Annotated in this window: 25 protein-coding genes and 2 tRNA genes; 14 read left to right on the top strand and 13 right to left on the bottom strand. The window is 68.1% G+C overall.

Annotation, left to right across the window (positions count from 1 at the left end):
• Positions 1 to 255: 255 nt before the first annotated feature.
• Positions 256 to 3,060 carry a DUF3857 domain-containing protein gene (locus ACT009_RS16230; protein ID WP_445192089.1) on the bottom strand — a complete coding sequence of 935 codons (2,805 nt, stop codon included), beginning with the start codon at positions 3,058 to 3,060 and terminating at the stop codon, positions 256 to 258.
• A gap of 130 nt (positions 3,061 to 3,190) precedes the next feature.
• A tRNA-Gly gene (locus ACT009_RS16235) sits at positions 3,191 to 3,264 on the bottom strand.
• An 86-nt stretch (positions 3,265 to 3,350) separates the two neighbouring features.
• On the opposite strand from ACT009_RS16235, the gene ACT009_RS16240 reads away from it, so the two are divergent.
• Complete coding sequence (locus ACT009_RS16240; RefSeq protein ID WP_445192090.1) at positions 3,351 to 4,670, top strand: methyltransferase family protein; 1,320 nt, start codon at positions 3,351 to 3,353, stop codon at positions 4,668 to 4,670.
• On the opposite strand, the gene ACT009_RS16245 is transcribed toward ACT009_RS16240, so the two are convergent.
• Genes ACT009_RS16245 through ACT009_RS16255 form a run of 3 tightly spaced genes read right to left on the bottom strand, consistent with a single transcriptional unit; the run spans position 4,649 to position 7,034 of the window.
• Entirely contained in the window at positions 4,649 to 6,019 is a 1,371-nt protein-coding gene (locus ACT009_RS16245; protein WP_445192091.1) for a glutamate--cysteine ligase, read from the bottom strand. The two genes, ACT009_RS16240 and ACT009_RS16245, sit on opposite strands and share 22 nt — an antisense overlap.
• A gap of 32 nt (positions 6,020 to 6,051) precedes the next feature.
• Positions 6,052 to 6,795 carry a 16S rRNA (uracil(1498)-N(3))-methyltransferase gene (locus tag ACT009_RS16250; protein WP_445192092.1) on the bottom strand — a complete coding sequence of 248 codons (744 nt, stop codon included), beginning with the start codon at positions 6,793 to 6,795 and terminating at the stop codon, positions 6,052 to 6,054.
• Positions 6,792 to 7,034: a hypothetical protein gene (locus ACT009_RS16255; RefSeq protein ID WP_445192093.1), complete on the bottom strand. Its 243-nt coding sequence runs from the start codon at positions 7,032 to 7,034 to the stop codon at positions 6,792 to 6,794. The genes ACT009_RS16250 and ACT009_RS16255 overlap by 4 nt, the downstream gene beginning before the upstream one ends.
• A 13-nt stretch (positions 7,035 to 7,047) precedes the next feature.
• On the opposite strand from ACT009_RS16255, the gene ubiA reads away from it, so the two are divergent.
• The 3 genes from ubiA (at position 7,048) to ACT009_RS16270 (ending at position 10,274) form a co-directional block, all read left to right on the top strand.
• Positions 7,048 to 7,956: a 4-hydroxybenzoate octaprenyltransferase gene (gene ubiA / locus ACT009_RS16260; RefSeq protein ID WP_445192094.1), complete on the top strand. Its 909-nt coding sequence runs from the start codon at positions 7,048 to 7,050 to the stop codon at positions 7,954 to 7,956.
• Positions 7,957 to 8,149: 193 nt separating this feature from the next.
• The gene (locus ACT009_RS16265) at positions 8,150 to 9,499 is read left to right on the top strand and encodes a TldD/PmbA family protein (protein WP_445192095.1); all 1,350 of its coding nucleotides are present in this window, start codon (positions 8,150 to 8,152) and stop codon (positions 9,497 to 9,499) included.
• Positions 9,492 to 10,274 carry a 3'(2'),5'-bisphosphate nucleotidase CysQ gene (locus ACT009_RS16270; RefSeq protein WP_445192096.1) on the top strand — a complete coding sequence of 261 codons (783 nt, stop codon included), beginning with the start codon at positions 9,492 to 9,494 and terminating at the stop codon, positions 10,272 to 10,274. Before ACT009_RS16265 ends, ACT009_RS16270 begins: the two co-directional genes overlap by 8 nt.
• Before the next feature lie 102 nt (positions 10,275 to 10,376).
• Here the strand turns inward: ACT009_RS16270 and ACT009_RS16275 are convergent, their stop codons facing one another.
• Both ACT009_RS16275 and ACT009_RS16280 read right to left on the bottom strand, forming a co-directional pair.
• Positions 10,377 to 11,093, bottom strand: a complete 717-nt coding sequence (locus ACT009_RS16275; protein ID WP_445192097.1) for a hypothetical protein — start codon at positions 11,091 to 11,093, stop codon at positions 10,377 to 10,379.
• Positions 11,094 to 11,103: 10 nt separating this feature from the next.
• Complete coding sequence (locus ACT009_RS16280; protein ID WP_445192098.1) at positions 11,104 to 12,312, bottom strand: toxic anion resistance protein; 1,209 nt, start codon at positions 12,310 to 12,312, stop codon at positions 11,104 to 11,106.
• 166 nt (positions 12,313 to 12,478) lie between these two features.
• On the opposite strand from ACT009_RS16280, the gene typA reads away from it, so the two are divergent.
• The 8 genes from typA to nadA all read left to right on the top strand — a co-directional run bounded on the left by typA (position 12,479) and on the right by nadA (position 20,123).
• On the top strand, positions 12,479 to 14,314 hold the full coding sequence (typA, locus tag ACT009_RS16285) for a translational GTPase TypA (RefSeq protein WP_445192099.1): 1,836 nt from the start codon (positions 12,479 to 12,481) through the stop codon (positions 14,312 to 14,314).
• Between the two features lie 364 nt (positions 14,315 to 14,678).
• Positions 14,679 to 15,089 (top strand): hypothetical protein, encoded by a 411-nt coding sequence (locus tag ACT009_RS16290; RefSeq protein ID WP_445192100.1) that lies wholly within the window; start codon positions 14,679 to 14,681, stop codon positions 15,087 to 15,089.
• Between the two features lie 99 nt (positions 15,090 to 15,188).
• Positions 15,189 to 15,488, top strand: a complete 300-nt coding sequence (locus ACT009_RS16295) for a DUF3297 family protein (RefSeq protein ID WP_445192101.1) — start codon at positions 15,189 to 15,191, stop codon at positions 15,486 to 15,488.
• Positions 15,489 to 15,660: 172 nt separating this feature from the next.
• Positions 15,661 to 16,029: a BlaI/MecI/CopY family transcriptional regulator gene (locus ACT009_RS16300; RefSeq protein ID WP_445192102.1), complete on the top strand. Its 369-nt coding sequence runs from the start codon at positions 15,661 to 15,663 to the stop codon at positions 16,027 to 16,029.
• On the top strand, positions 16,026 to 17,495 hold the full coding sequence (locus tag ACT009_RS16305) for a M56 family metallopeptidase (RefSeq protein ID WP_445192103.1): 1,470 nt from the start codon (positions 16,026 to 16,028) through the stop codon (positions 17,493 to 17,495). The genes ACT009_RS16300 and ACT009_RS16305 overlap by 4 nt, the downstream gene beginning before the upstream one ends.
• Positions 17,496 to 17,545: 50 nt before the next feature.
• Positions 17,546 to 18,403 (top strand): MBL fold metallo-hydrolase, encoded by an 858-nt coding sequence (locus tag ACT009_RS16310; protein ID WP_445192104.1) that lies wholly within the window; start codon positions 17,546 to 17,548, stop codon positions 18,401 to 18,403.
• Complete coding sequence (locus ACT009_RS16315) at positions 18,385 to 19,074, top strand: DUF4230 domain-containing protein (protein WP_445192105.1); 690 nt, start codon at positions 18,385 to 18,387, stop codon at positions 19,072 to 19,074. Before ACT009_RS16310 ends, ACT009_RS16315 begins: the two co-directional genes overlap by 19 nt.
• Positions 19,075 to 19,118: 44 nt before the next feature.
• Complete coding sequence (gene nadA, locus ACT009_RS16320; protein WP_445192106.1) at positions 19,119 to 20,123, top strand: quinolinate synthase NadA; 1,005 nt, start codon at positions 19,119 to 19,121, stop codon at positions 20,121 to 20,123.
• A 72-nt stretch (positions 20,124 to 20,195) separates the two neighbouring features.
• Here nadA and ACT009_RS16325 read toward each other — a convergent pair whose 3' ends face one another.
• On the bottom strand, positions 20,196 to 20,333 hold the full coding sequence (locus tag ACT009_RS16325; RefSeq protein WP_445192107.1) for a hypothetical protein: 138 nt from the start codon (positions 20,331 to 20,333) through the stop codon (positions 20,196 to 20,198).
• A gap of 143 nt (positions 20,334 to 20,476) precedes the next feature.
• Between ACT009_RS16325 and nadC the strand changes: the two genes are divergently transcribed.
• Positions 20,477 to 21,322, top strand: a complete 846-nt coding sequence (nadC, locus tag ACT009_RS16330; protein WP_445192108.1) for a carboxylating nicotinate-nucleotide diphosphorylase — start codon at positions 20,477 to 20,479, stop codon at positions 21,320 to 21,322.
• A 35-nt stretch (positions 21,323 to 21,357) separates the two neighbouring features.
• The gene (locus tag ACT009_RS16335; RefSeq protein WP_445192109.1) at positions 21,358 to 22,080 is read left to right on the top strand and encodes a ribonuclease T2 family protein; all 723 of its coding nucleotides are present in this window, start codon (positions 21,358 to 21,360) and stop codon (positions 22,078 to 22,080) included.
• Positions 22,081 to 22,086: 6 nt separating this feature from the next.
• Here the strand turns inward: ACT009_RS16335 and ACT009_RS16340 are convergent, their stop codons facing one another.
• The 5 genes from ACT009_RS16340 to rpsA all read right to left on the bottom strand — a co-directional run bounded on the left by ACT009_RS16340 (position 22,087) and on the right by rpsA (position 26,243).
• Positions 22,087 to 22,506 (bottom strand): DUF4112 domain-containing protein, encoded by a 420-nt coding sequence (locus tag ACT009_RS16340; RefSeq protein ID WP_445192110.1) that lies wholly within the window; start codon positions 22,504 to 22,506, stop codon positions 22,087 to 22,089.
• A gap of 5 nt (positions 22,507 to 22,511) precedes the next feature.
• A complete protein-coding gene (locus ACT009_RS16345; protein WP_445192111.1) occupies positions 22,512 to 23,882 on the bottom strand; it encodes an ABC transporter substrate-binding protein in 1,371 nt (456 codons plus the stop codon).
• 65 nt (positions 23,883 to 23,947) lie between these two features.
• Positions 23,948 to 24,031 (bottom strand) — tRNA-Leu (locus ACT009_RS16350).
• A gap of 79 nt (positions 24,032 to 24,110) precedes the next feature.
• A complete protein-coding gene (gene ihfB / locus ACT009_RS16355) occupies positions 24,111 to 24,389 on the bottom strand; it encodes an integration host factor subunit beta (protein ID WP_375420816.1) in 279 nt (92 codons plus the stop codon).
• Between the two features lie 135 nt (positions 24,390 to 24,524).
• The gene (gene rpsA, locus ACT009_RS16360; protein WP_375420815.1) at positions 24,525 to 26,243 is read right to left on the bottom strand and encodes a 30S ribosomal protein S1; all 1,719 of its coding nucleotides are present in this window, start codon (positions 26,241 to 26,243) and stop codon (positions 24,525 to 24,527) included.
• Positions 26,244 to 26,453 lie beyond the last annotated feature (210 nt).

The raw sequence follows: 26,453 nt of genomic DNA on the forward strand, positions 1-26,453 counted from the left end.
GATACCGACACGTTAAGGAGAAGGCGTTTTCGCAAGCCTTGGTAGCAACTTAGATCAAGCTGCGCGCCGCCGCTCGGAGCCACGAAAAAATTGGAGCCCGGCATGCAGCGATGCCGGGCTCCAGGACGCCGATCGCTGTTACGAACGACGCGGGCTGCTCCGATGGAATGCGGCGCTCGCGAACCGGTTCCGCGGTCAGATAGCGATCGTTCTGTTTCGTCTCGAAACAGGACAGCGGTCTACGGGCGGCGACGATCAGGGCATCACGCCGAGGCGCTTATATTCCTTCTCCACCAGCGGGTTCATCAATCGGGCCGCGGCGAAATCGGCGCGTGCCGCGACCGCATCGCCCTTGCGCGAGCGCAGCACGCCGCGCAGCCACAGCGTGTCCGACTGGTTGGGCGCGATATCGAGCGCTGCGTCGACATCGGCCATCGCGTCGTCGAACCGGCCGAGGCGAAAATAGACCAGCGCGCGGCTGTCGAGTGGGGCGGCGGGCTGTTCGGCCAGTTCGATCGACTTGGTGCAGTCCTTCAGCGCGGTATCGAGCCCGACGCGCAGTTTGGCCTTCAGCCAGCAGCGGCCGTTAAGCAGGTTGGCGTTGCTCGGTTTCGCCGCCACCGCCTCGTCCATCACCGCGAGCGCGGCGTCCTTGTCGCCGGCATATTCGAGCAGGTCGGCCTTGGCGCTGAGCAGATCGTATTTGCCCTCTCCCGCGGAGGCGAGCTGGTCGTCGACCCGCGCCAGCGCGGCGTCGCGGCGGCCATGATCGAGATCGAAGCGACCGAGCGCCACCAGTGCGCTGTTGAGCGTCGGATCGACCTTCAGCGCGGCCTGATAGTCGGTGGTCGCCTTCGCCTCGTCGCCGAGCGTCCGATAGGCATCGGCGCGGGTGACCAGCGTATCGGCGGTCGGATCGAGCGACACCGCCTTGTCGAGATCGGGCAGCGCGCCCTTCCAGTCGAAGATCCCGGCGAGGTAATTGGCGCGGTTGACGTAGGCGCTCGCCTCGTCGGGATCGCGCGCGATGGCGGCGGCGTAGGCGGCGGCGATCGGCTTGAAACGGCCGTCGCTGCGCCCGGCCACGACATTGTCCCAGCGGCTCGGCACGTCGGCAGGGGCGATGACCCGAAGCAGCCGGTTCTTGGCCGCGGCGACCCGCGACCGCATCGCGGGGACGTCGGCGGGCAGGATCTCGCCACCGTCGGACCCGACGCGATCGTCGATCGTGATGACGTCCTTGCCGATCGTGGTGGTGCGCGCGATCTTCGCGCCGGCGAGCGGCTGCGCGATCGTCTGATCACCTTCGAACGCGAAACCGGTGATCCCCGCCGGCAGCAGCACGCGCGTGGTCAGCCGCGTGGTCTGCGGCATGCCGAGGCTGACGGGCAGCGCCTGCCAGGCCGACCGCGCGCGATCGGGCGAGAAGCCGATGTTGGTGACGGTGCGATCGAGATCGAGCCGGTAGCGGCGATCGGTACGATACCAGACGCCGCCGGTGATCGCGTTGGCGTCAATGGTGGCCTGCGCCGCCGCCTGATCATAGGTGATCTTGAAGTCGGTCAGCATCACCGTGTCGCGGCCGATCGATCCGGCGATCATGCCGCCGACCATCTGTTCCTGCTGCTCCTTGCTGCCCTGGCTCTTCGCAAGCCCGATCATCTCGGCGGCGGGCCCGTGGACGACGGCGTTGGCATGGACCAGCGTCGGCATGCCGAGCCCCGCGCGCTGATCGAGATCGATCGTGGTGACCACCATCGGCAGCGTCGGCGCGTGCATCGGCAGCGCGATCGGCGCCGCACCGCCTGCGCGCACCGGCAGCACCCACCCGAACGGCGGCGTGTCGTTCAGGTTGGCGAACCGCGCGCCGGTGCCGGTGCCGTCGAGCCAGTAGGAGGCGCTGCCGATCGTCGCATGGACCAGCACGTGATCGAACGCGGCGGCGGTCGGCAACCTTTTGGGCACGTAGTCGCCGAGCTGGCTGCTCGCGAGGATCGGCTCCGCCTCGATCTGCAGCGCGTGGAGCACCGCGAGCAGCAGGAGCGTCTTGGCCTTGCAATCGCCGTAGCGCAGCGCCCAGGTCTTGGCGGGTGCCTGCGGCTGGTAGTTGCCGTTCTCCATGCCGTTGTAGAGGTAGCGCACCTTCTCCTGCACCAGCTCCAGCGCGGCGGCGGTGCGCCGCGTCGGATCGGTCGTCGCCGCCGCGATCGTCGCGACCTCCTTGGCGAGATCGCTGCCGGGCGCGATCAGATCCTTGGTCGCATAGAGCGGCGCCATCACCCGCGACACCGCCGGCCAATCGGCAAAGGTGGTCGCCTCGACGATCGGCAGCGAGCGGAAGCGGACGGGAACGTCGTCGGGTAGATCGGCGGGCTTCGGCAGCGGGCCGGCGATGGTGAGTTCCTTGAAATCGCCCGCGGTGACGATGGTATCGGTCAGACCGGCGGCATAGCCGCGCCACGACACCGGCTTGGTGGCGGGCCACAGGAACCGCGCGCGCGAGAAGCCGACCTTCGCCGGCGCGACCGGCAGCAGCGTCACCGCCTGCAACTCGCCGCCGAGCGCGGGTTCGCGGTTGGTGGTCGACACCACGAAGCGTAGCACATCGCCGACCCGCAGCCCCTCGACCGGCACCGTTGCGGTCAGTTGCCCGTCGATCGCGAGCTGTTCCAGCTGCTGTTCGCGGCGAATGATCGTGAACTTGCGGCCACCCGACAGCGCATCGATATGCTCGGCGCCGCGTATGATCTCCAGCTTGTGGACGACGAGGTCGCCCTTGCTCGGCTGCCATGCGATCGAGACGGTGCCGACCTTCGCGAGCACGTCCGGCGACGCGACCCGCGTCGCGCGCTCCTGGTAGCTCCACACCTCGCCATCGACGAGCCGCTGCTGGTCGTCGGCGACGAGCAACAACGGCGAATCGCCGTCCAGCTTTGCCGCATCGACCGCGGGCGCCGGCTTCACCCAGGCGGGCGCTGGCTCGTAGCGCACCGTCTCGCTAGCCCACGCCGTGGACGCGCTTCCGGCAACCACTGCCGCAACGAACAGCTTGTCGATCATGACCTTGACTCCCCCGAGTCACGATCATGCCGCAGCCATCTGCACCGCGCAACGGGGGCTAGGCGGCGCTTTTCGACGATTGTGACGAAGTGGTACGGGCCCGGCGGGCGGCGCAGTCGGGCCAGTGCCGTGGAGCGGGTGAAGGGAATCGAACCCTCGTCATAAGCTTGGAAGGCTTCTGCTCTACCATTGAGCTACACCCGCGGCGCCGCCGAGGTAGCGGCGACCGGGCGGGGGCGCAAGTCGTGCAGATTCATCGATTGGTTAAGGGTGGGTGGTAGGAAGCGGGCATGGAAAGCCCGGCTGCCGAGACGATCGATCCGCGTGGATATCTGGTGGCGACCGCCGACCAAGCGGAGGCGCGGCCGGCGTCGGCGGTCAGCGGGGGCGTCGGGCTGGCGGGACTGGGCGGGGTGATTGCCTGGATCGCGGTTTCGCGGTGGTTCGGGATGGACGGGCCCTATGCGGCGCTGGTGAACCTGCTGTGCTGCGCGGTGCCGATGGTCGCGTGGTCCCTGGGCGTCGACAAGGTTCACCGGCGCGCGAGCACCGGGATCGACTGGGGTGCCGTTCGCCCGGCGCGCGCGACGCGCGATGTCAGCGTCACCAAGATCGCGGGGCTATGGGCGACCTGGGCGGGGATCGGGCTGATCTATGCGACCGGGCGGTTCTACTGGGAGGGCAATTTCGCATTCGCGATGTGGTGCTTCGGCTATGCGGCGCCGGTGCTGTTCGTCGTGTCGGTGCCCTATGTGCTGTGGCTCGACCGGTATCTGATCGAGCCGAAGGACGGAGCCTGGCATTTTGGTGCGTGGCTGATGGGGCGGGCGGGGGTCGAGGCCGCCGCGATCCACGCGCATCTGCGCAGCTGGGGGGTGAAGGCGTTCTTCCTCGCCTTCATGCTCGCGATCGTGCGGCCGGGGTTCGCGGAGTTCATCCGCGCCGACACCGCGTTGTTGCGCCACGATCCGGTGGCGCTGGCACAGTGGCTGATCACCTTCATGTTCACGATCGACGTGGCGTTCGCAACCGTCGGCTATGTGCTCACGATGCGCCCGCTCGACGCGCATATCCGCAGCGCGACGCCCTACGCGGCTGGATGGACCGCCGCGCTGATGTGCTATCCGCCTTTCATCCTGATGGATGCGGGCGGTCCGCTGGATTATCATCCCGGGACCGCGGAATGGACCTATTGGTTCGCAGGCCATCCGCTGGTGCTGGCGGCGTGGGGTGCGGTGCTGGTGGGGCTGACCGGCATCTATGCCTGGGCGACGGTGGCGTTCGGCCTGCGCTTCTCGAACCTGACCAACCGCGGGATCCTGACCCACGGGCCCTATGCGCAGTCGCGGCATCCGGCCTATCTCGCCAAGAACCTGTTCTGGTGGCTGTCGACGATCCCCGTGCTGACGCTGGAGAGCACCACCGACGCGGTCCGCGCGACGTTGCTGCTCGGCGTGGTCAGCGGCGTCTATTACTGGCGGGCCAAGACCGAGGAGCGGCACCTGGGAATGGACCCCGATTACCGCGCCTATAGCGACTGGATCGAACGGCACGGCATGGTGCCGCGCATGTCCAGGGCGATCCGCGGTCAGAAGCTCGCTTCGTCGTAGACCTTCGACACGTCGCCCGCCCAGGCGCCGTGATAGCGATCGAGCAACAGTTCGGCGGGCACCTTGCCCGAGCGGACCACCTCGCGCAGCGGATCGAGGAAGCCGCTCTCGTTGTCGCCTGCGTAGTTGCCGCGACCGCGCGCGACCAGCCCCGCATCGGCGATCGAAAGCACCTCGGCGGCGATGTCGCGCAGCTTGCCGCCGCCCGGCAATGGTGCGTCGAGCGCGAGCTTCGGCACCGCATCGCGCAGCGCCTGCCGTCCGGCGATGTCCCAGTCCTTCACCAGATCCCAGGCGGCATCGAGCGCGCCCTGATCGTAGAGCAGCCCGACCCACAAGGCCGGCAGCGCGCAAATCTTGTTCCACGGCCCGCCATCGGCGCCGCGCATCTCGAGGAAGCTCTTCAGCCGCACCTCCGGGAACGCGGTCGAGAGGTGATCGGTCCAGTCGTCGATCGTCGGCTTCTCGCCCGGCAGCACCGACAGCTCGCCACGCAGGAAATCGCGGAAGCTGAGCCCTGCGGCGTCGATATAGCGGCCTTCGCGGTAGACGAAGTACATCGGCACATCGAGCATGTAATCGGCATAGCGTTCGTAGCCGAAGCCGTCTTCGAACACGAAGGGCAGCATGCCGGTGCGGGCATCGTCGGTGTCGGACCAGATGTGGCTGCGATAGGAAAGGTAGCCGTTCGGCTTGCCTTCGGTAAACGGCGAATTGGCGAACAGCGCGGTGGCGAGCGGCTGGAGCGCGAGGCCGACGCGGAACTTCTTCACCATGTCGGCTTCGGACGCGTAATCCAGGTTCACCTGGATGGTGCAGGTGCGCAGCATCATGTCGAGCCCCATCGTGCCGACCCGCGGCATGTGGCGCAGCATGATCGCGTAGCGGCCCTTGGGCATGATCGGCAGCTCGGCGCGGGTCTTGTCGGGCCACATGCCGAGGCCGAGAAAGCCGATGCCGAGCTTCTCGCCCGCCGCCTTCACCTGTTCGAGATGACGGCCGGTTTCGGCGCAGGTCTGGTGCAGGTCCTCGAGCGGCGCGCCCGAGAGTTCGAACTGGCCAGCGGGCTCGAGGCTGATGCTGCCGTCCGCGCCCGCCATCGCGATGACGTGACCGTTCTCCTCGACAGGGCGCCAGCCATGTTGTTCGAGCTCGCCGAGCAGCGCGCGGATGCCGTGTTGTTCGTCGTAGGAGGGGGCGTGGTGATCGCCGCGGGCATAGACGAATTTCTCGTGCTCGGTGCCGATCCGCCAGCGGTCCTTTGGCTTCTCGCCCTTCGCGAAGGTGGCGATCAACTGGTCGCGGGATTCGATCACGGGCGTGTCGCTGATCACGGTCTTGGTCGTCATCGCCGCGCCTTACGCTCCGATCAAGATGGGCGCTAGCGCCAATCCCCGGCGGCTGCCATCCATAGCGAAACCGCGGCGGCTGCGGCGGTGTCGGCGCGCAAGATACGGGGGCCGAGGCCGATCCCGACCGCCTGCGGCAGCGCGCGGATCGCGCTGCGTTCGTCCTCGTCGAACCCGCCCTCGGGGCCGATCAGGATCGCCGCCGGACCGGGCCGTGCACGCATCGCGTCGAGCGCGGGGTCGCCGCCGGTCTCGTCGGCGAAGAACAGCGCGCGGTCGCCGGGCCAGTCGCGGAGCAGCGCGGCGAGCTTCACGGGCTCCTCGATCGTCGGCAGCGCGGTGCGCGCGCATTGTTCGGCGGCTTCGATCGCGTGCGCGCGCAGCCGATCGAGGTTGAGGCGATCGACCACCGTGCGGCGGGTGAGCACGGGCTTGAGGCGATCGACACCCAGTTCGCACGCCTTCTCCACCAGCCAGTCGATCCGGCCCTTCTTGAGTGGCGCGGCGCAGAGCCAGAGATCGGGCACCGGCTCGCGGGCGCCGAGCAGGGTGGTGACATCGAGCGTCACCGACCGCTTGCCCACCTCGGTCGCGACCGCAAGCCATTCGCCGGTAAGGTCGTCGAACAGCTTGAGCGGATCGCCCGGCTTCATCCGCATGACCTGCGCGAGATAATGCGCCTGCGGACCGTCAACGGTGACCGGCCCGGGCGCGAGGCCGGTAGCGACGTAGAGCCGCGGGGTCGATTGCGGCGGCCAGGCGGGGGTAGCGGTCACTTGCCGCGACGCCTCGCCTGCCGCGCCCACAGCTTGCGCATGACGACGAAGGCGAGAATCGCGGCGACCGCCGCAGCGATCGCGGCGACGGTGACCACGCCGGCGACCTTCAGGATCGCCCAGAACAGCGCCTCGACGAAGCGGCCGATCGCGACCGACAGCCCGATCATCCGGGGAACACCAACGACATGATCATGTGCGTAGCGGGTGCGGGCTTGCGCGCCTACCCGCCTGTTCATACGCGGGGTCGCGATGGAATCCGAGATCGTCCCCGACAGCGAACATCGCGGGCTGGTGCAGCGCTTGCCTGCGAGGCTGCGCGGCCTGGCGCTGCTCGCGCGGTTCGACCGGCCGATCGGCTGGTGGCTGCTGTTCTGGCCAGGCGCGTGGGGCGTCGCGCTGGCGGGGGGCGCGGTATCGCACTGGCGACTGATCCTGTGGCTGCTGGTGGGATCGATCGCGATGCGCGGCGCGGGGTGCGTCTACAACGACATCGTCGACCGCGACCTAGACGCGCAGGTCGCGCGCACCCGCGCGCGACCGATCCCGAGCGGGCTGGTGTCGATCAAGCTCGCCTGGGCGTGGCTCGCGCTGCTCTGCCTGGTCGGGTTGGCGGTGCTGGTGCAGCTCCGCCCGATCGCGGCGATCGTCGCGGTTGCCAGCCTGGCGCCGGTCGCGGCGTATCCGTTCATGAAACGCATCACCTGGTGGCCGCAGGCGTGGCTCGGGCTGGTCTTTTCCTGGGCGGCGCTGGTCGGCTGGAGCGAGGTCACGGGTCGGCTCGATCCCGCCTTGTGGCTGCTTTATGCCGGATCGATCGCGTGGGTGATCGGCTACGACACGATCTATGCGCTGCAGGACCGCGAGGACGATGCGCTGATCGGGGTACGATCGTCGGCGTTGCGGATGGGGACGCGGGTGAGAGGCGGGGTCGGCGTCTTCTACGCGCTGGCGGTGCTGCTGTGGGCGGGCGCGTTCTGGTCGGCACATCCCGATCCGGTCGGGCTGGTCGCGTTGGGACCGGTGGCGCTTCATCTCGGTTGGCAAGCGGCGACGCTGACACCCGACGACGGCGCCGGCGCATTGGCGCGGTTCCGCAGCAACCGCTTCGCGGGACTGCTGATGTTTCTGGCCTGCGTAGTGGTGGGGACGAGCGTGTAGGGTGGCGTTCGACCAGGGTAGGTCACCCTCACCCTTCCCACCCGGCTGCGCCGGGCGGGCCCCTTCCCTCTCCCGGTGGGAGAGGGAGGGAGGCGCGAAGCGCCGGAAGGGTGAGGGTGACCGAAGTTGGCTGAATGTGTCCTGGCAACCCGCCTCGGTTGCGCGGGTCGACTGCCACTCCTAAGTCCGCGCGATGCTTACCCCCGATCTAGCGCGCGATCGCGCCGCCGATATCGTCCAGCGCGCCATCGCCGCCGGGGCGGACGCCGCCGATGCGGTGTTCGCCGCCGATGCGTCGCTCGAGGTCTCGGTGCGGCTGGGGCAGCTCGAGGATGTCGGCCGGTCGGAGAGCGAGGAGCTCGGGCTGCGGGTGTTCGTCGGCCAGCGATCGGCGAGCGTGTCGACCTCCGACTTGTCGAGCGAGGCAATGGCCGGGCTGGTCGAGCGCGCGGTGGCGATGGCGCGCGAGGCGCCCGAGGATCGCTGGTCGGGTCTGGCGCCCAAGGAACGGCTGATGCACGGCGCGCCGCCGCTGCTCGATCTGGACGACGGCGCAGAGGTGTCGCCCCCCGAACTGCGCGAGGTGGCGACCGCTGCGGAAGAGGCGGCACGATCGGTGCCCGGCGTCAGCAACAGCGAGGGCGGCGGGGCTGGGTCGTCGCGCAGCGTCTGGGCGCTCGCGACCAGCCACGGCTTCGCGGGCGCCTATGCCGCGACCGGGCACAGCGTGTCGGCGAGCGTGCTGGCGGGTAGCGCCGGGGCCGGGATGGTCCGCGACTATGCGCATCATAGCGCGCGGCGTCGTCAGCATCTCGAAAGCGCGGAGACGGTCGGGCGGCGTGCGGGCGAGCGTGCGGTGGCGCGGGTCGATCCCGGTCGGCTGGAGAGCGGCGCGATGCCGGTGGTGTTCGATCCGCGGGTCGGCGCGTCGCTGCTCGGGCATCTCGCCGGCGCGATATCGGGCCAGGCGATCACGCGGCGGACGAGCTTCCTGCTCGAGGCGCTCGGCAGCCGGGTGTTCGCGCCGGGCATCACGATCCGCGACGATCCGCACCGCCCGCACGGGCTGCGCTCGCGGCCGTTCGACGGCGAGGGGCTGCCGGTATCGCCGCGCGCGATCATCGAGGACGGAATGCTGGAGGCATGGCTGCTCGATTCCGCATCGGCGCGACAGCTGGGGCTGGAGCCGACCGGACACGCAGCGCGTGGGGTCGGCGGGTCGCCGGGCGTGTCGACCAGCAACATGTACCTCGAACCCGGCGCGGTGCCGGCATCGACGCTGATCGCCGACATCGCCAACGGGGTCTATATCACCGAGCTGATCGGGCAGGGGGTCAACGGAGTCACCGGCGACTATAGCCGCGGGGCGGCGGGATTCCGGATCCAAGGCGGCGAAATCGCGGGCCCGGTCGCGGAGTTCACGATCGCGGGCAATCTGAAGGACATGTTCCTCGGCCTGACGCCCGCCAACGATCTCGAATTCCGCTTCGGCACCAACGTGCCGACCTGCCGGATCGACGGGATGACGGTGGCGGGTGGCTGAGCGCGCGCGGCTCGCCGCCGCGGTCGCTGCGGTTGCCGCCGAGGCGGGGCAGATGGCGCTGGCACGGTGGCGGACCGACTTCCGCCGCTGGGAGAAGGAGCCCGGCAGCCCAGTGTGCGAGGTCGATCTCGATGTCGACCGCATGCTCCGCGCCCGATTGGCGGGGCTGTTGCCCGACGCCGGCTGGCTGTCCGAGGAGACCGCGGACAACCCCGCGCGGCTGGCGTGCGAGCGGATCTGGGTGGTCGATCCGATCGACGGCACCCGCGATTACATCCGGGGACGCGAAGGCTGGTCGGTGTCGATCGCGCTGGTCGAGGGCGGCGCGCCGACGATCGCGGTGCTCGATGCGCCTGCACGCCGCGAATCATGGACGGGGATCGCGGGCGAGGGTGCGTGGCGCAATGGTGTGCGGCTGCAGGCAGGCGCGCGCGACACGCTGCCGGGCGCGCGGGTGCCGACCGATGCTTTACCCAAGGCTGATCGCGATCTGGTCGCGGTGCACAAGCCCAACTCGATCGCGCTGCGGATCGCGATGGTCGCCGCCGACGAAGCCGATCTGGTGGCGACGTTGCGCTGGGGATCCGAATGGGACATCGCGGCCGCGGTCCTGATCGCTGGCGAAGCCGGCGCGGGAGTGAGCGACGCGCTCGGTGGGCGGCTGGCGTTCAACAAGCCGGATCCGCAGGCGTTCGGCGTGCTGGTGAGCGCGCCCGCGATCCATGCGGCGGCGGTGGCTCGGCTAAGCGAGCGGGCTCGGGCGTTGGTGGGGTAGCTTAGGCAGTAGCGCCCGCGCCTATTGTGCTCCCGCGAAGGCGAGAGCCCAGTACTGGGTCCCCGCCTTCGCAAGTACACACGGCTTGACGGCACATCTACTTCAGGAAGACGCCTCTTCCCCGTCGCGGTACTTCATTTCCAGGAAGCGCCCGCGCGTCGAGAGGCTGTCCAGATCCCCCTGGGCCAGCCGCGCGGTCATTTCGGCGATCTCGCGTTCGATCAGTTTCAGTCCGTCGACCAGTTCGGCGTCGGGGGTCTTGCCGTTGCGTTCGACGCGGCGGAGGGTGTCGGGGACGCGCGCATAGTCGTTGACGAAGGCGGGCAGCTGTTCGCCGATCAGACGGCGGACCTCGTGCGCGTCCTCCGTGCCGTCGTCGAGCCGGCCGAGCTGCGGCGACAGCGTTTCCAATCGCACGCCGATCTGGTCCACCAAGGTGCGGGCAGGAGCGGGGAGCGCGGGGCGCTGAGCGCCGAGCCAGCGCTCGGTCTGCGCGGGCAGTGCCTTGATGTCGACGGTGCGCAGCTTTTCAGGGGGCGGGGGGCGGCCCTCGGACGGCCAGACCGCGAACAGGATCGTCGCGGCGACCAGCAGTCCCATTACCAGCAGCGCGCCCATGATGCCGAGCGGCACGATCATCCCGACCACCACCGCGCCGACCAGGATCGCGGCGTCTGCGACCGCGATGCGGGTCAGCCGCTTGCCGATCGCCTGCGTGGTGCGGCGGCGCGCGCGCGACACGCCGGGATCGCCGCGGGTGTCGGCGATCCGGCCCCAGGAGGCGCGGGCCGCGGCGATGGCGTCGTCGACGTCGCTCATCGACTACGGCTCACAGCGATTCCAGCCGGTATTGGTCGCTAGGCCCCTTGATGGCGTTCTGCGTCGCGCCCTCGGCACGAGCGATATAGCCTTTCGATTTCTCGACCTCGCTGCCGAGCGCGGTGACCGTGGTCTTCATCGAATCGAGCGCCTTCAGCTTGAAGCTGTCGATCGCGTCCATCGTATCGTAGATGTTCTGGAACGCGCGCTGCAGCGTCTCCAGCGGGATCGTCGCGGCGGCGGCCTGTTCGTGGATCTGCGCGGTGTTGCTCTTCAGCAGCTTGCCGGTCGAATCGATGATGTTGGCGGTCGTGGTGTTGAGCTGGGTGATCTGTTCGAGCACCAGCTTCTGGTTGGTCAGCGCCTGCGCCACGGTCACCGCGGTGCGCAGCGCCGACACGGTGGTGGTGGAGGCGCGATCGACACCCTTCACCAGCTCGACATTGTTCTTCTTGACCAGATCGAGCGCGAGATAGCCCTGCACCGTCACTGCCATCTGGGTCAGCAGGTCCTGGGTGCGCTGGCGGGTGTAGAACAGCGCGGTCTCGCGGATCGCCTTCGCCTTCGCGGGATCGGTCGCGTCGAGTTCGTTCGCCTTGTCCTCGAGCTTGGCGTCCATCGTCTTCGACAGATGGATCATCTGTTCGAGCCGCCCCATCGCGGTCCACAGATTGGCGCGCTCGGTGTCGATCGCGGCGTTGTCCATCAGCAGCTCGTCCTTGCCGCCGGCGAGGCTCTTCAGGATCGCGCTGATATGGGTCTGCGACGATTTGTAGGTGTCGAAATAGTTGCGCATCTTGTTGCCGAACGGGATGATCCCAAACAGCTTCTGGGGCGCAGTGAGGTTGCCGCGCTTGCCGGGATCGAGATCCTCGACGACGCGGCGCAACTGGGCGAGATCCTTGCCGACGCCGGTCTCCTGATCCATCGCCTTAACCGGGCGATCGAGGAAGCGGTTGGACTGGCCCGCGGCATCGCGGATCTCCTTCTGCCCCATCGCGGTGATCGCATCGACGCGCTTGCCGAATTCGGGCGAGTTGACGTCCTGTTCGACCAGCTGGCTGACGAAGCTGTCGACCCGCGCCTCCAGCTCCGATTTCTTGGTATCGTCGACCGGCACCAGCCCCGATGCCCTCGCCGCGGTCACCACGGGCACCGGATCGGGTGGGGTGAGGACCAGGTCCTTTTCGGCGGTGATCGTCTCGGCAGTCGTCGCCATCGGTAGCTCCCTCGCAGTCCTCGCGGCCGACCATCGGCGCTTCCGCCGTCCCGATCAACCGTGTTACGTATGTAACACGCGCTTGCGTGCTCGCAAGGCTTCCCGCAACGCACCATTTGCGCTATGGGCGCCGCCAATCCGCTCTCCAGCGCTTTCGGGAAATAACATGAGCCTCCGCAACGTGGCGATCATCGCCCACGTCGATCACGGTAAGACGACCCTCGTCGACCAGCTGTTCCGCCAGTCCGGCACCTTCCGCGACAACCAGCGCGTCGAAGAGCGCGCGATGGATTCGAACGACCTGGAAAAGGAGCGCGGGATCACGATTCTCGCCAAGTGCACCTCGGTCGAGTGGCACGGCAAGGACGGCGACACCCGGATCAACATCGTCGACACACCTGGCCACGCCGATTTCGGCGGCGAGGTGGAGCGCATCCTGTCGATGGTCGACGGCGTCATCCTGCTGGTCGATTCGGCCGAGGGCGCGATGCCGCAGACCAAGTTCGTGACCGGCAAGGCGCTGGCGCTCGGGCTGCGTCCGATCGTCGTCGTCAACAAGGTCGATCGCAGCGACGCGCGCATCCAGGAAGTGCTCGACGAGGTGTTCGACCTGTTCGTCAGCCTGGAAGCGAGCGACGAACAGCTCGACTTCCCGGTGCTCTACGCATCGGGCCGCAACGGCTATGCCAGCACCGACATGGACGCGCGCGAAGGCACGCTGACGCCGATGTTCGAAACCATCATCGACCATGTGCCGCCGCCGAGCGCCGATCCGGACGGTCCGTTCAAGTTCCTGGTGACGCTGCTCGATCGCGACAATTTCCTCGGCCGCATCCTGACCGGCCTGGTGTTCTCGGGTTCGGTGAAGACCAACATGCCGATCCACGCGCTCGACAATGACGGCAAGGTCGTCGAAACCGGCCGTGCGTCCAAGATCATGTCGTTCCGCGGGCTGGAGCGCGTGCCGGTCGATGAGGCGAATGCGGGCGACATCATCTCGATCGCGGGCCTCGCCACCACCACGGTGTCGAACACGATCTGCGATCCGAGCGTGACCGAACCGCTCCACGCGCAGCCGATCGATCCGCCGACGCTGTCGATGCGTTTCGCGGTGAACGATTCGCCGATGGCGGGGCGCGAGGGCAGCAAGGTGACGTCGCGGATGATCCGTGATCGCCTGTTCCGCGAAGCCGAATCGAACGTCGCGATCAAGGTGACCGAGGCGGCCGACCGCGACAGCTACGAAGTCGCGGGCCGCGGCGAGTTGCAGCTCGGCGTGCTGATCGAGACGATGCGCCGCGAGGGCTTCGAGCTCGGCATCAGCCGCCCGCGCGTGCTGTTCGGCGAGGACGAGCAGGGCAACAAGACCGAGCCGTACGAGACCGTGATCATCGACGTCGACGACGAATACTCGGGCACGGTCGTCGAGAAGATGGCGATCCGCAAGGCCGAGCTGACCGACATGCGCCCGTCGGGCGGCGGCAAGACCCGCATCACCTTCTCGGCGCCGTCGCGCGGGATGATCGGCTACCACGGCGAGTTCCTGTCGGACACCCGCGGCACCGGCATCATGAACCGGCTGTTCGAGAAGTACGGGCCGCACAAGGGCAAGATCGAAGGCCGCAAGAACGGTGTGCTGATCTCCAACGGTTCGGGCGAGGCGAACAGCTACGCGCTCGGCCCGCTGGAAGAGCGCGGGATCCTGTTCGTCGGTCACGGCGAGGTGCTGTACGAGGGGATGATCGTCGGTGAGAACGCCAAGCCGGACGACCTCGAGGTCAATCCGATGAAGGCGAAGCAGCTGACCAACTTCCGCGCGAGCGGGGGCAAGGACGACGCGATCCGGCTGACGCCGCCGAAAAAGGCGACGCTGGAACAGGCGATCGCGTATATCGACGACGACGAGATGGTCGAGGTGACGCCGAAGTCGATCCGGCTGCGCAAGCGCTACCTCGATCCCAACGAGCGCAAGCGCGCCAGCCGCGCCAAGCAGGCGGCGTGATCTGGTCTTTTCCGTCCGGGGAAGATCACCCAACCGTGAGCTGAACCGATCCTCCCCTGCAAGGGGAGGTGGCAGTCCGCAGGACTGACGGAGGGGTGATCACCCGACCGGATAGCGCGTCACCCCTCCGTCTGGCTGGCGCCAGCCACCTCCCCCTGCAGGGGAGGATGAGGTTGAAGCCAGCTGCATCACCATCCCGGATCGAACAGTCAGCGAACCGTCATCATCACCTAAACCTCTGCTTAACGGGCCATTCCTCGCCCGTTCAGCCCGACTCGGGCAAAGCATGCAACACGCTCGCAACCGATGCGTTTGCATTGCGGTGGTTGTGACTGAACCGGGCGTATCTGTAACTGGAGGTTCGATGATGACTGGATTGATCAAGAAGGCGGGCCTCGGGATTGCGCTCGCGGCGACGGCCATTACCGCAGCCGCACCGGCGGATGCGCAACGGTGGCGCGGCGGGCGGCACTATCATCGCGGTGGCGGCAATGCTGCGGCCGGGGCTCTGCTCGGCGGGATCGTCGGGCTCGGCGTCGGCGCGGCGATCGCGAGCAGCAATCGCGACCGTTACTATGATCGTGGCGGTTATGATCGCGGCTATTACGATCGGGGCGGCTACGGCTATGCACCGCCGCCGCGCGCCTATTACGATCGCGGCTACGGGAATGGCTATGGCTATGGGGATGGTTACGACTATCGCCCGCGTTGCTGGACCCAGCGGCAATGGGATCCCTATTACGGCCGGCCGGTCCGGGTGCGGGTCTGCAACTGACGGACGCGACGAGGTCACGTGGGCGCGGCGCGGGAGGAGCGATCTTCCCGCGCCGCTTTTTTGTGGCGCGGCCGGGCGGGTAGCGGCTAGGGCGCGGCGATGACCGACACGCCCCCCGACCGCCTCTCGATCAATCCGTCGAGCCCCTATTTCGACCAGCCGCTGCTCGAGCGCGGGATCGGCATCCGCTTCAAGGGCGTCGAGCGTCGCGACGTCGAGGAATACTGCATTTCGGAGAGCTGGATCCGGGTGGCGCTCGGCAAGAAGGTCGATCGCAAGGGCAATGCGCTGACGCTGAAGCTGTCCGGCGAGGTCGAGGCCTGGTTCGAGCGGCCCGCTGCGGGTGACGAAGCGGTGGCCGTGTCTGACGAGACCGTGGCGGACGATACGGCGGACTAGTTTAGCGCTGCCCGTGCTCCTGCGAACGCAGGAGCGCAGGATTACGACGTGCATCGGCTGTGGCTCTGGGCTCCTGCGTTCGCAGGAGCACGGCGGTAATTGAGCTGATCGGCCGCTCTTGACTACAACCGTAGTCAATGCGACTACGGTTGTAGTCAGCAGGGAGCGAGTCGTGGTCGAACGTATCAGCGATGCCGAGCATGCGGTGATGGAGGTGCTGTGGGACGAGAGCCCGCTCACCGCACAGGACGTGTCCGAGCGGGTCGATCCCTCGCGCGGCTGGAGCGCCAATACCGTCAAGACGCTGCTCGGGCGGCTGCTCGCCAAGTCCGCGATCGTCCATGAGGCGGAGGGGCGCCGCTACCTTTATCGGCCGGCGGTTGCGCGCGAGGATTATGTCTCGGGCGAATCGCGGCGTCTGATCGATCGGCTGTTCGGCGGCAAGCTGACCCCGCTGGTGGCGCACCTTGCCGAGCGCGACCAGCTCACCGCGCAGGACATCGCCGAGATCGAGGCAATCCTGAAGGATCTGAAGCAGTGACCGCGGTGTCGGTCGGCTGGATCGTCGAGGCGATCGTCGCGTCGGCGTTGCTGATGGCGTTGGTGCTGCTCGTCAGGGTGCCGGTGCGGCGCGGGTTCGGGCCGCAGGTCGCTTATGCGCTCTGGGCATTGCCGTTGCTGCGGCTGATGCTGCCGCCGCTGCCCGCGTCGTGGCGCGAGGTGGCGGTCACGCCGATCACGCGGGCGAGCGAGACGATCACGGTGCTGATGGTCGATCCGGGCGCGGCCACTGCCGCCGCACCGGTCGCCGCCGCGTCCGACCTGGCGTTCGGGCCGATGCTCGCGCTGCTCTGGGCGGCCGGCGCGGGCGCGTTCCTGCTGTGGCACCTCGTCCGCCATACGCATTACTGCCGGCGGATGCTGCGATCGTCCGAGGTGATCGACCGGCTGGCCGGGGTGCGGGTGATCGCCAGCGACGATGCCGCGGGGCCGCTCGCCTTCGGGGTGGTGCGCCGCTACGTCGCCTTCCCGCGCGACTTCGACGAACGCTACGAGCCGGAGGAGCGCGCACTCGCGCTGGCGCACGAGATCGGCCACCATCAGCGCGGGGACCTGATCGCGAACTGGGCGGCACTCGGCGTGCTCGCGCTGCACTGGTTCAACCCGCTGGCGTGGCGCGCCTTTCGCGCCTTCCGCGCCGATCAGGAACTCGCGAACGACGCGCGGGTGCTCGCCGGGCGATCGGCGCTCGAGCGCCACGCCTATGCCTGCGCGATCATCAAGGCCGCGCATGGCGGCGCGGTATCGGCCGCGTGCCACCTTCATACCATCGACGATCTGAAAGGGAGATTGAGGATGCTCAAGCAAAAGCGTGCGTCGGGCCGGCAATTGGCGGTCGGCAGCCTGATCGTGTCGTCGGTCGTGGTGGCGGGCCTCGGGCTGACCGCCTCGGGCACCAGTGCGGCCACCGCGATCACCAGCCGGGTCGAGACGGTGACCGGGCTCGACCTGCATCCGGTCGCGCCGCCCGCACCGCCCGCTCCGCCCGCCCCCCCGCTGCCGGTTGCCCGCGGCCATAACGTCAGCACCACGATCGTCCGCGACGGCCGGACGATCCGCAAGCATGTCGTCGTCATCCGCGACGGCAAGCGGATCGAGGACCGGATCGATTTGGACGAGATCCCCGACGTTCGTGAGCGCAACTGCGATGCGGGCAAAGACGGCGCCGATCGCGAGATCGTGCTGCACCGCCACGATGGCCACAGGGAGGTGACGATCGTCTGCACCAACCGCATCGCTCGGGTGGCTGCGGAGGGCGCAGCGATGGCCGCGAACGGCAAGGAGATCGCGCGGCACGCCCGTGAGGGTGCGCTGGCGGGGCTGCGCACGGCGCGCGTCCAGGTCGAAGGGACCCGTGCGATGGCGGACGCCGAACGCGCCGAGGCGCTGGCGGGGATCGACCGCGGTATCGTCGAGGTCGAAGCGGACATGGCGGAGCCCGACTAAGGCGGGCGGCAGGCCTTGCACCCCGGCGTGCGAACCGTCACTAGGCCCGGATGGCTGAGCATCCGACCGGCATAGCGATCCAGCTCGAGCCGCTCGTGGTCCGCGTCCTCGCCCCCAATCCATCGCCCTACACCGGCAGCGGCACGCAGACCCATCTCGTCGGCGCCGTCGATCTCGCGATAATCGATCCGGGGCCCGACGACCCCGATCACCTCGCCGCGCTGGTGCGGGCGATCGACGGTCGTCCGGTCACCGCGATCCTGATCACTCACCATCACCGCGATCACAGTCCCGCCGCGGCGCCGCTGAAGGCGATTACCGGCGCCCCGATCGTCGGCGCGGCGCCATTCGCGCCGAGCGACGCCGGGCCGCGTGCGGATGCGTCGTTCGATGCCGATTATGCGCCGGACCGGGTGCTCGCCGAGGGCGATACGGTGACGGGCGCGGGATGGACGCTGGAGGCGCTGGCGACGCCGGGTCACACCTCCAACCACCTCGCCTTCGCGCTGCGCGAGACGTCGGCGCTGTTTTCGGGCGATCACGTGATGGGCTGGTCGACGACGGTGGTCTCGCCGCCCGACGGCGACATGACCGCCTATATGGCGAGCCTCGCCAAGCTGATCCCGCGCAAGGACCGGATCTATTATCCCGGGCACGGCGAGGCGGTCGAAAACCCGCAGCGGCTGGTGCGCGGGCTGCTCGGGCATCGCAAGCAGCGCGAGGGGCAGATCCTGCGGCTGCTGCGCGAGGCACCGTGCGACATCCCGGCGATGATCGCACGGATGTATGTCGGGCTCGATCCGCGGCTGGTGGCGGCGGCCGAGCGATCCGTGCTCGCGCACCTCTACGATTTGCGCGGGCGCGGGCTGGTGCTGGAGGAGGGCGAGCGGTGGTCGATCGCAGACTGATCCTCCTCGGGCTGGCGATCGTCGCGATCGTCGGTGCGCTGTTCGTGTGGCGGGCCGATCGCCGCGCCTCGACCGCCGAGACCGAGGCGGGACTGGCGTCGGCGCGGGTGCTCGACAGCGTGTTCGAACGGACCGCGAAGCTGCAGGTCGCGACACTGAACGGCCGGGCGTCGGCGCAATCGGTGGTGCCAGGACTGTTCGAATCGCGGCAGACGACGCGCGCGCCCTTCTCCGCGGTCTACACGATCGACCTGCGGCGGATCGACAAGTCCGATTATCGCTGGAACCAACGCGACCGGATCATGACGGTGCGCATCCCCGCGGTGGCGGTCGGCAAGCCGTCGATCGACATGACCCGCGCCGAGACCGACCAGAGCGGGGTGTGGATCAGCCGCCGCGCAGGGCAGAAGTTACAGCAGATCGTGGTCAGGCGGCTCGATGCGGTCGCCGCCCGCGAAGCCGCCAAGCCCGAGAACATCGCCAAGGCGCAGGACGCGGCACGGGCGGCGGTGGCGCGGCTGATCGAGGCGCCGCTCGCGGCCGCCGGGCAGGACGGCGTGCGCGTCGTGATCCGCATGCCGGGCGAGGAGCGTCCCGCATCGCTCACCGCGGAGCAGTGGGACGTGTCGCGCTCGCTGGACGAAATCTACCCCGATGTCGCGGCCGATTAACCGCGGCGCTTGATCGCGCAAACCGCGCGGGCCATCTGGTGCACATGAAACCAGTGACCAACCTCGCCGGCGTCGACCTGCGCGCCGAGATCGATCGCCTCCGCAAGGAACGCAACGCGGTCATCCTCGCGCATTATTACCAAAAGCCCGAGATCCAGGACCTGGCGGACTTCGTCGGCGACAGTCTCGATCTCAGTCGCAAGGCGCAGGCGACCGATGCGGACGTGATCGCGTTCTGCGGGGTGCGCTTCATGGCCGAGACCGCGAAGATCCTGTCGCCCGAGAAGATCGTGATCCTCCCCGATATGGACGCCGGGTGCAGCCTGGAGGACAGCTGCCAGCCCGACGAGTTCGCGGCATTCCGGGCGGCACATCCCGATCACATCGCGCTGACCTACATCAACTGCTCCGCGGCGGTGAAGGCGCTGTCCGACGTGATCGTCACGAGTTCGTCGGCGGAAAAAATCCTGGCGCAGCTGCCCGCTGACCAGAAGATCATCTTCGGCCCGGACCGTAATCTCGGCGGCTATCTGTCGCGCAAGACCGGACGCGAGATGCTGGTGTGGCCGGGGGTGTGCATCGTCCACGAGGCGTTCAGCGAAACCGAGCTGATGAAGCTGAAGGCGCAGCACCCTGGCGCGCCGGTGGTGGCGCATCCCGAATGCCCGCCGGTGATCCTCGACCATGCCGACTATATCGGGTCGACGCGCGGTATTTTGGAATATGCGATGGCGATGCCTGGCGACACGCTGATCGTCGCGACCGAACCGCACATCATCCATCAGATGGAAAAGGCGCTGCCCGACAAGCATTTCATCGGCGCGCCGGGTGCGGACGGCAACTGCAACTGCAACATCTGCCCGTACATGGCGATGAACACGCTGGAGAAACTCTACCTCGCGCTGCGCGACCTGACCCCTAGGATCGAGATCGAGGAAGGGCTGCGGTTGAAGGCGAAGAAGAGCCTCGATGCGATGCTGGCGATGGCATCGGCGACGGTCGGGCAGGGCGATCTCGGCCCACGGCCCGGGGTGGTTACGGGCGATTGAGTCGGTTGCGACGGAAGCTGATCAGGCATGACTGTAGCCCCGTGCTCCTGTGCGCGCAGGATCATGGTGGCCTTAAGCCGCCTCTTCCCGCACGGGCGCCAATAGGGCGCGGGCTTCATCGATGTGGATCGCGACCATCGTCAGGTCGAGCCGGTCGGCCAGATCCAGCGCCTGCGACAGCAAACCTTCCAGCGCCGCCAGATCAATCATGCTGCGATCCGTCATGCACGACCCCGTTCCTGTGGCGCCTGTCGCGCCGATGCGAGTGCTTCCTACCGCGACGCGCGGCGACGCGCTACGGGCGACTTGTAACTGCATCATAGACGATGCGGCGGGCCGAGCGGAGCGTGTCGATGGTTTTCTTGCTTGAGCATTTCGATCTTGCCGCGTTCGTCGCCGCGACGCTGGCGGAGGATTTGGGCGAGGCCGGGGACATCACCTCGGCGGCGGTGATCCCGGCGGCGGCGCGGTTCACCGGGGTGATGGATGCGCGCGATCCGATCGTGGTCGCCGGCTTGCCGATCGCGGAGGCGTTCTTCCGCGCGCTCGATCCCGATGTCCGCATCGATCGTCTGGTCGAGGACGGCACTGCGGTAGCCGCCGGCACCGATCTGATGCGGATCGAAGGCGCGGCGCGGGCGATGCTGACCGCGGAACGGTCCGCGCTCAACACAGTGCAGCATCTGTCGGGCATCGCCACGATGACGCGCGGCTATGTCGATCGGATCCTCGGCACCGGCGCGACACTGCTCGACACCCGCAAGACGATCCCCGGCCTGCGCGTCATCGAGAAATACGCGACTAGGATGGGCGGCGCGCAGAACCACCGGATGGGGCTGTGGGATGCGGCGATGATCAAGGACAACCACGTCGCGGTTGCGGGTGACATCGGCGAGGCGGTGCGTCGCGCCCGCGAGGCCGGGATCGCGCGCATCATCGTCGAGGTCGATCGCGTCGACCAGATCGAGCCCGCGCTCGCGGCAGGGGCAACGCATCTGCTGCTCGACAACATGGACCCGCCGACGCTGCGCGACGCGGTGGCATTCATCGGCGGACGGGTGCCGACCGAAGCGTCGGGCGGAGTACGGCTCGACACGATCCGCGCGATCGCCGAGACCGGCGTGACCTATGTGTCGGTCGGACGCCTGACTCAGTCGGCACCCGCGGCCGACATCGGTCTCGATTTCGCGCCGGCTTGACGGTAGCGTCGCGCTCCAGCCGCAGGAGTGACCGCATGCAACGCACGCTTTGTTCGATCGGTCTCGCGATGGGGACGCTGACCGCACCCTCCCTTGCCGACGCGCAGGCAATGCAATGCGCTGTCGGAAGCGCGCCGGTTCGGGTGCGGCCGGATCTCGCCTCCGCGCGCGAGCCGCAGCGGAACCTGCCGATCGGCGGCTATACGCTCGCGATCAGCTGGAGTCCGCAATATTGCCGGGAGCATGCGCGCGATACCTCTGCGCGGTTTCAATGCGGGGCGGGCAATCGCTTCGGCTTTACGCTGCATGGGCTGTGGCCCGACGGGATCGGCAAGGAGTGGCCGCAATATTGCCGCCGCACTGCGCTGCTGCCTGCGCCGGTGATCCGCGGCATGCTGTGCACGACGCCGTCGGCGCAGCTGCTCCAGCATGAATGGGCGAAGCACGGCACCTGCATGACAGGGCGTCCCGCGCAGTATTTCGCGCGGTCGCGGGGGCTGTACGACGCGCTGCGCTTTCCCGACATGGACGCGCTGTCGCGGGCGCCGCTGACGGCTGGGCGCCTCGCGGCAGCGTTGGCGCGCGCCAATCCGGGGATCGGGGCGGACATGATGCGGATCACCGCCGACCGTCAGGGGTGGCTGGACGAGATCTGGCTGTGTCTCGACAAGCGCCTTCGCTATGCGCGCTGCGCCCCGCATGCGGGCGGGGTGGATCCGGGTTCCGCGATCAAGATCTGGCGCGGCGGCGCGCGTTGACCGCGGTCATCGGTCGATCGTCACCGTGTCTGGGTGGTGGCGATCGAGGTGGCGCTTAATCCGTTTCAGATTGCGGGTGTTCGACCGGAAGAAGAAATCCGCGGCGTCGCCGACCAGCGGCACCATGCCGAGCAACGCATCGAAACCGACATTGCCCATCATTCGCGCGAGCTGATAGCGCGACATGCCGATGTTGCGTGCCTCCCAGACGATCCAGGTGCCGATCCCCGCCGCGGCGATGTCTCCGACGACCGGGACCAAGCCAAGCAGCGCGTCGAGCCCGACCGGACGGTTGATGCCGGGGATGACGAACATCCGCTCCATCAGTGCCTCGACCGCCTCGACGCGCTTGCGGACCGAGGCGGCGTCGCGGCCGATGGGGAGCGATGCGGTGCCCGGGAAGGGGCGGGTAGCGTCGTGGTTCATGCGAGTCACTTGGTGTCGTCGCGCAGCCGGTTCAACGGGTGCCACGCGCGGACGTTCGGTCGCCACTGCCGCAGTCGCCCCGCGACTAGCGACCAGCGGAGCGGACGCGCGATTGGAATGAAGGCGCCATCGTCGGCGACGGCGCGGTCCGCCGCAGCGATCAGGCGGGCGCGCTCGCCGAGCGTCGGCGCATCGCGCGCCGAGTCGACCAGCCCCTGGGCCTCCTCGCCGCACGGCGCGCAGGCGGTAGCGAGATACCAGCGCGCGCTATCATAGGGGGCGACCCTATCGACCAGGCGCAGGTCGGCCGCAGCATCGGCATCGACGCGTACCGGTGCGATCCCCATCCTGATCAACGACCGCGCGATCTGCCCCCATACAAGCGTCGCGCCGGGGCCGACCGGCATTGCGACCCGCAACGTCACCGGGCCGGCAGACCAGCGTGCGACCCGGGTCCGCGCGGCGGCGAGACGGTCCTCGTAGGGCAGCAGCGTCCAGGGCGGGACGATCGGCGGTTCGGCGGAGTCGAGCGCTTCCGGCAGCAGGCGATCGGTCGGGTCCCAGTCCCCGCGCACTGCGTGGGTGATCGCGGCCCGGTCGATCGCACCATTCAGCGCGGCGCGGTTGGCGGGATCGGCAAGGAAGCCAGCCCGCGCTTCGATGGCCAGCCCGAAGATGCCTGCGGCAGGATCGACCCGGATGTTGGCGGGGGCGATGGTGGCGTAGGCGAGCAGCGGCCAATCGACGAAGCTGCCCCCCGCTACCAGATCCGAGTCGCGTATGGCGAAGCGCATGATGGCACGCGACGCCCGCTCGCCGATCAGCCGGACATCCTCTTCGGGCGGAGTCTCGCGGCGGTCCTCGGGATCGGCACGGTTGGGATCGAAGGCGGGGCGGAGGAGTGGGCTGCGCCCGGCCACCGCGATCCGCATCGGCCCGCCGCCGCTGTTCGCGCGGTGGCGGAACAGGGCGAGTTCGGGTTGCGCGAATAGCTTGAGCAGGTCGGGACGGGGCCGCTTCAGGCGGATCTCGATCACCTGCGGGGTCATTTCCACGATCTCGTCGACCGCGCTCAAGAACGGGCGGAGCGGGTTGTCCGATCGCGACGCGATCTGGCGCTCGAGAATGTCGACGACCTGCGCCGCGGTGACCGGCTTGCCGTCCGCCCACTGCGCCTCGCGCAGCCTGAAGATGTAGCTGGCGCCATTGTCGATCACGATCCAGCGCTCGGCCAGGCCCGCCTCGATCTGCCCGCCGGCGTCGTAGCGGACGAGCCCCTCCGCGGTCGCGTCCGCCAGCAGCCGCGAGGGCGTGCCCGCGACCTCGCGCGCAGGATCGATCAGGGCGGGGGGCTCGCCGATCGCGCTGACGATCACAGGCCCCGAATCGGGGCGGCGGTTGCAGCTGGCGAGGCTCAGGCCGGCAAGTGCCGCGAACGCGATGGTGCGGACGGCGGGACTCGAACCCGCACTCCAGGGGAAGCAGATTTTAAGTCCGCTGCGTCTACCGGTTTCGCCACGTCCGCACACCCGCGCTACGAAGACGAGCGGGTAGGGCAGGTCAAGCCGCGTTGTCGAAACGATCGGCTAGGGCGGCAACCATCGTCACACGTTGAGGCGCGCGCGCATTTCCTTGCCGGGCTTGAAATAGGGGACGCGCTTGGCGTCGACATCGACGATCTCGCCGGTGCGCGGGTTGCGGCCGGTGCGGGCGTCGCGGGCGCGGGTCGAGAAGGCGCCGAAGCCGCGTAGTTCGACCCGGCCGTTGGCCGCGAGCCGCCGCGTGATCTCGTCGAAGAAAGTGGTGACGATGGCTTCGATGTCTTGCGCTGCAAGATCGGGATGTTCGCTCGCCAGTTTCTGGATCAGCTCAGAACGAATCATCGGAAGGCCCCCGCCGGTTGTTGACGTGAAGATCGTACGCGCCACCCCCCGTGGCGGATAGGATCGAACCGACATCGTCGGCCTAGCGCAACCAAAGGGCCGATGCGAGCCTATCCCGCACCGGCCCCCAATCGATTACTTCTTGTCGGCCTCGGTGCGCGCCTTCAGCGCCTCGCCGAGGATGTTGCCGAGCGTGGCGCCTGAATCGGACGACCCGTACTGCGCGACCGCCTGCTTCTCTTCGGCGATCTGCATCGCCTTGATCGAGAAGGTTGGCTTCTTCGACCGATCGAAGCCGGTGACCATCGCGTCGAACTTCTGCCCGACCTGGAAGCGCTCCGGCCGCTGCTCGTCGCGGTCGCGGCCGAGATCGGTGCGCTTGATGAAGCCCGTCGCGCCATCGTCGCCCTGCTGCACTTCGAGACCCGCGTCGCGAACCTCGAGAACGGTGACCGTGACGGTCGCGTTCTTGTTGAGGCGATCGCCTGCCGCCGCCGTGCCGCCGGCCGCTGGGCCGCCACGCTCGAGCTGCTTCATGCCGAGCGAGATGCGCTCCTTCTCGGCGTCGATGTCGAGCACCACGGCCTGGACGGTCTCGCCCTTGCGGTGGAGGTTGAGCGCGTCCTCACCCGACACGCCCCAGGCGATGTCGGACATGTGGACCATGCCGTCGACGTCGTTGTCGAGGCCGATGAACAGGCCGAATTCGGTCGCGTTCTTGACTTCGCCTTCGACGGTCGAGCCGACCGGGTGTGCCGCGAGGAAGGCATCCCACGGGTTCGCCTGCGCCTGCTTGAGGCCGAGCGAGATGCGGCGCTTTTCCTGATCGACCTCGAGCACCACGACATCGACTTCCTGCGAAGTCGACACGATCTTGCCCGGATGGACGTTCTTCTTGGTCCAACTCATCTCGCTGACATGGACCAAGCCCTCGATGCCCGCTTCCAGTTCGACGAACGCACCGTATTCGGTGATGTTGGTGACGCGGCCCGACAGCTTGGCACCGACCGGATACTTGGTCGACGCGCCGTCCCACGGATCGCTCTCGAGCTGCTTCATGCCCAGCGAGATCCGCTGGGTGTCCTTGTTGATGCGGATAATCTGCACCTTCACCGTGTCGCCGATGTTGATCATCTCGGACGGGTGATTGACGCGCTTGTAGCTCAGATCCGTAACGTGGAGCAGACCGTCGATGCCGCCAAGGTCGACGAACGCACCGTAGTCGGTGATGTTCTTGACGACGCCGTCGATGATCTGGTCCTCGTGGAGCGACTGGATCAGGCCCGAACGCTGCTCGGCGCGGGTCTCTTCCAGGACCGCGCGACGCGACACCACGATGTTGCCGCGCTTGCGATCCATCTTCAGGATCTGGAACGGCTGCGGGATATCCATCAGCGGGGTGACGTCGCGGACCGGGCGAATGTCGACCTGCGAGCCGGGCAGGAACGCCACGGCGCCGCTCAGATCGACGGTGAAGCCGCCCTTCACGCGGCCGAAGATCACGCCTTCGACACGTGCGGTCTTGGCGAATTCGGTTTCCAGCTTGTCCCAGGCGGCTTCGCGGCGGGCGCGGTCGCGCGACAGCATCGCTTCGCCGTGCATGTTCTCGACGCGATCGACATAGACCTCGACCTCGTCGCCGACCTTCAGCTCGGCCTTCTGACCCGGTGCGGCGAATTCGCGCAGCGGCACGCGGCCTTCGGACTTCAGGCCGACGTCGATGACGGCGAGATCGTTCTCGATGGCGGTGACGGTGCCATGGACGACGCGGCCTTCGAAGCTGTCGGCGCCGCCGAACATCTCGTCGAGCATCGCAGCGAAATCATCACGGGTGGGAAGGGCTTGGGTAGCCATAGAAGAGGTGTTTCCTAGACGTTATTTCCGGCCAGCCGGTTGAATCCGGCGGTCTTGGCCTAAACGGTCGCGACGGCCGAATACCGCACGCGACATCCGAACGGACGGCTGGGCGGAGGACCTCGACGCTGGTGGCGAAAAGGGCGCGCGAGGGTACAGCTCTGCGCCTTCCTCCGCGGGCACCGGCCCGTCGGACCGGCGGCGCATACG

It is taken from the genome of Sphingomonas sp. Tas61C01 (assembly GCF_052567495.1).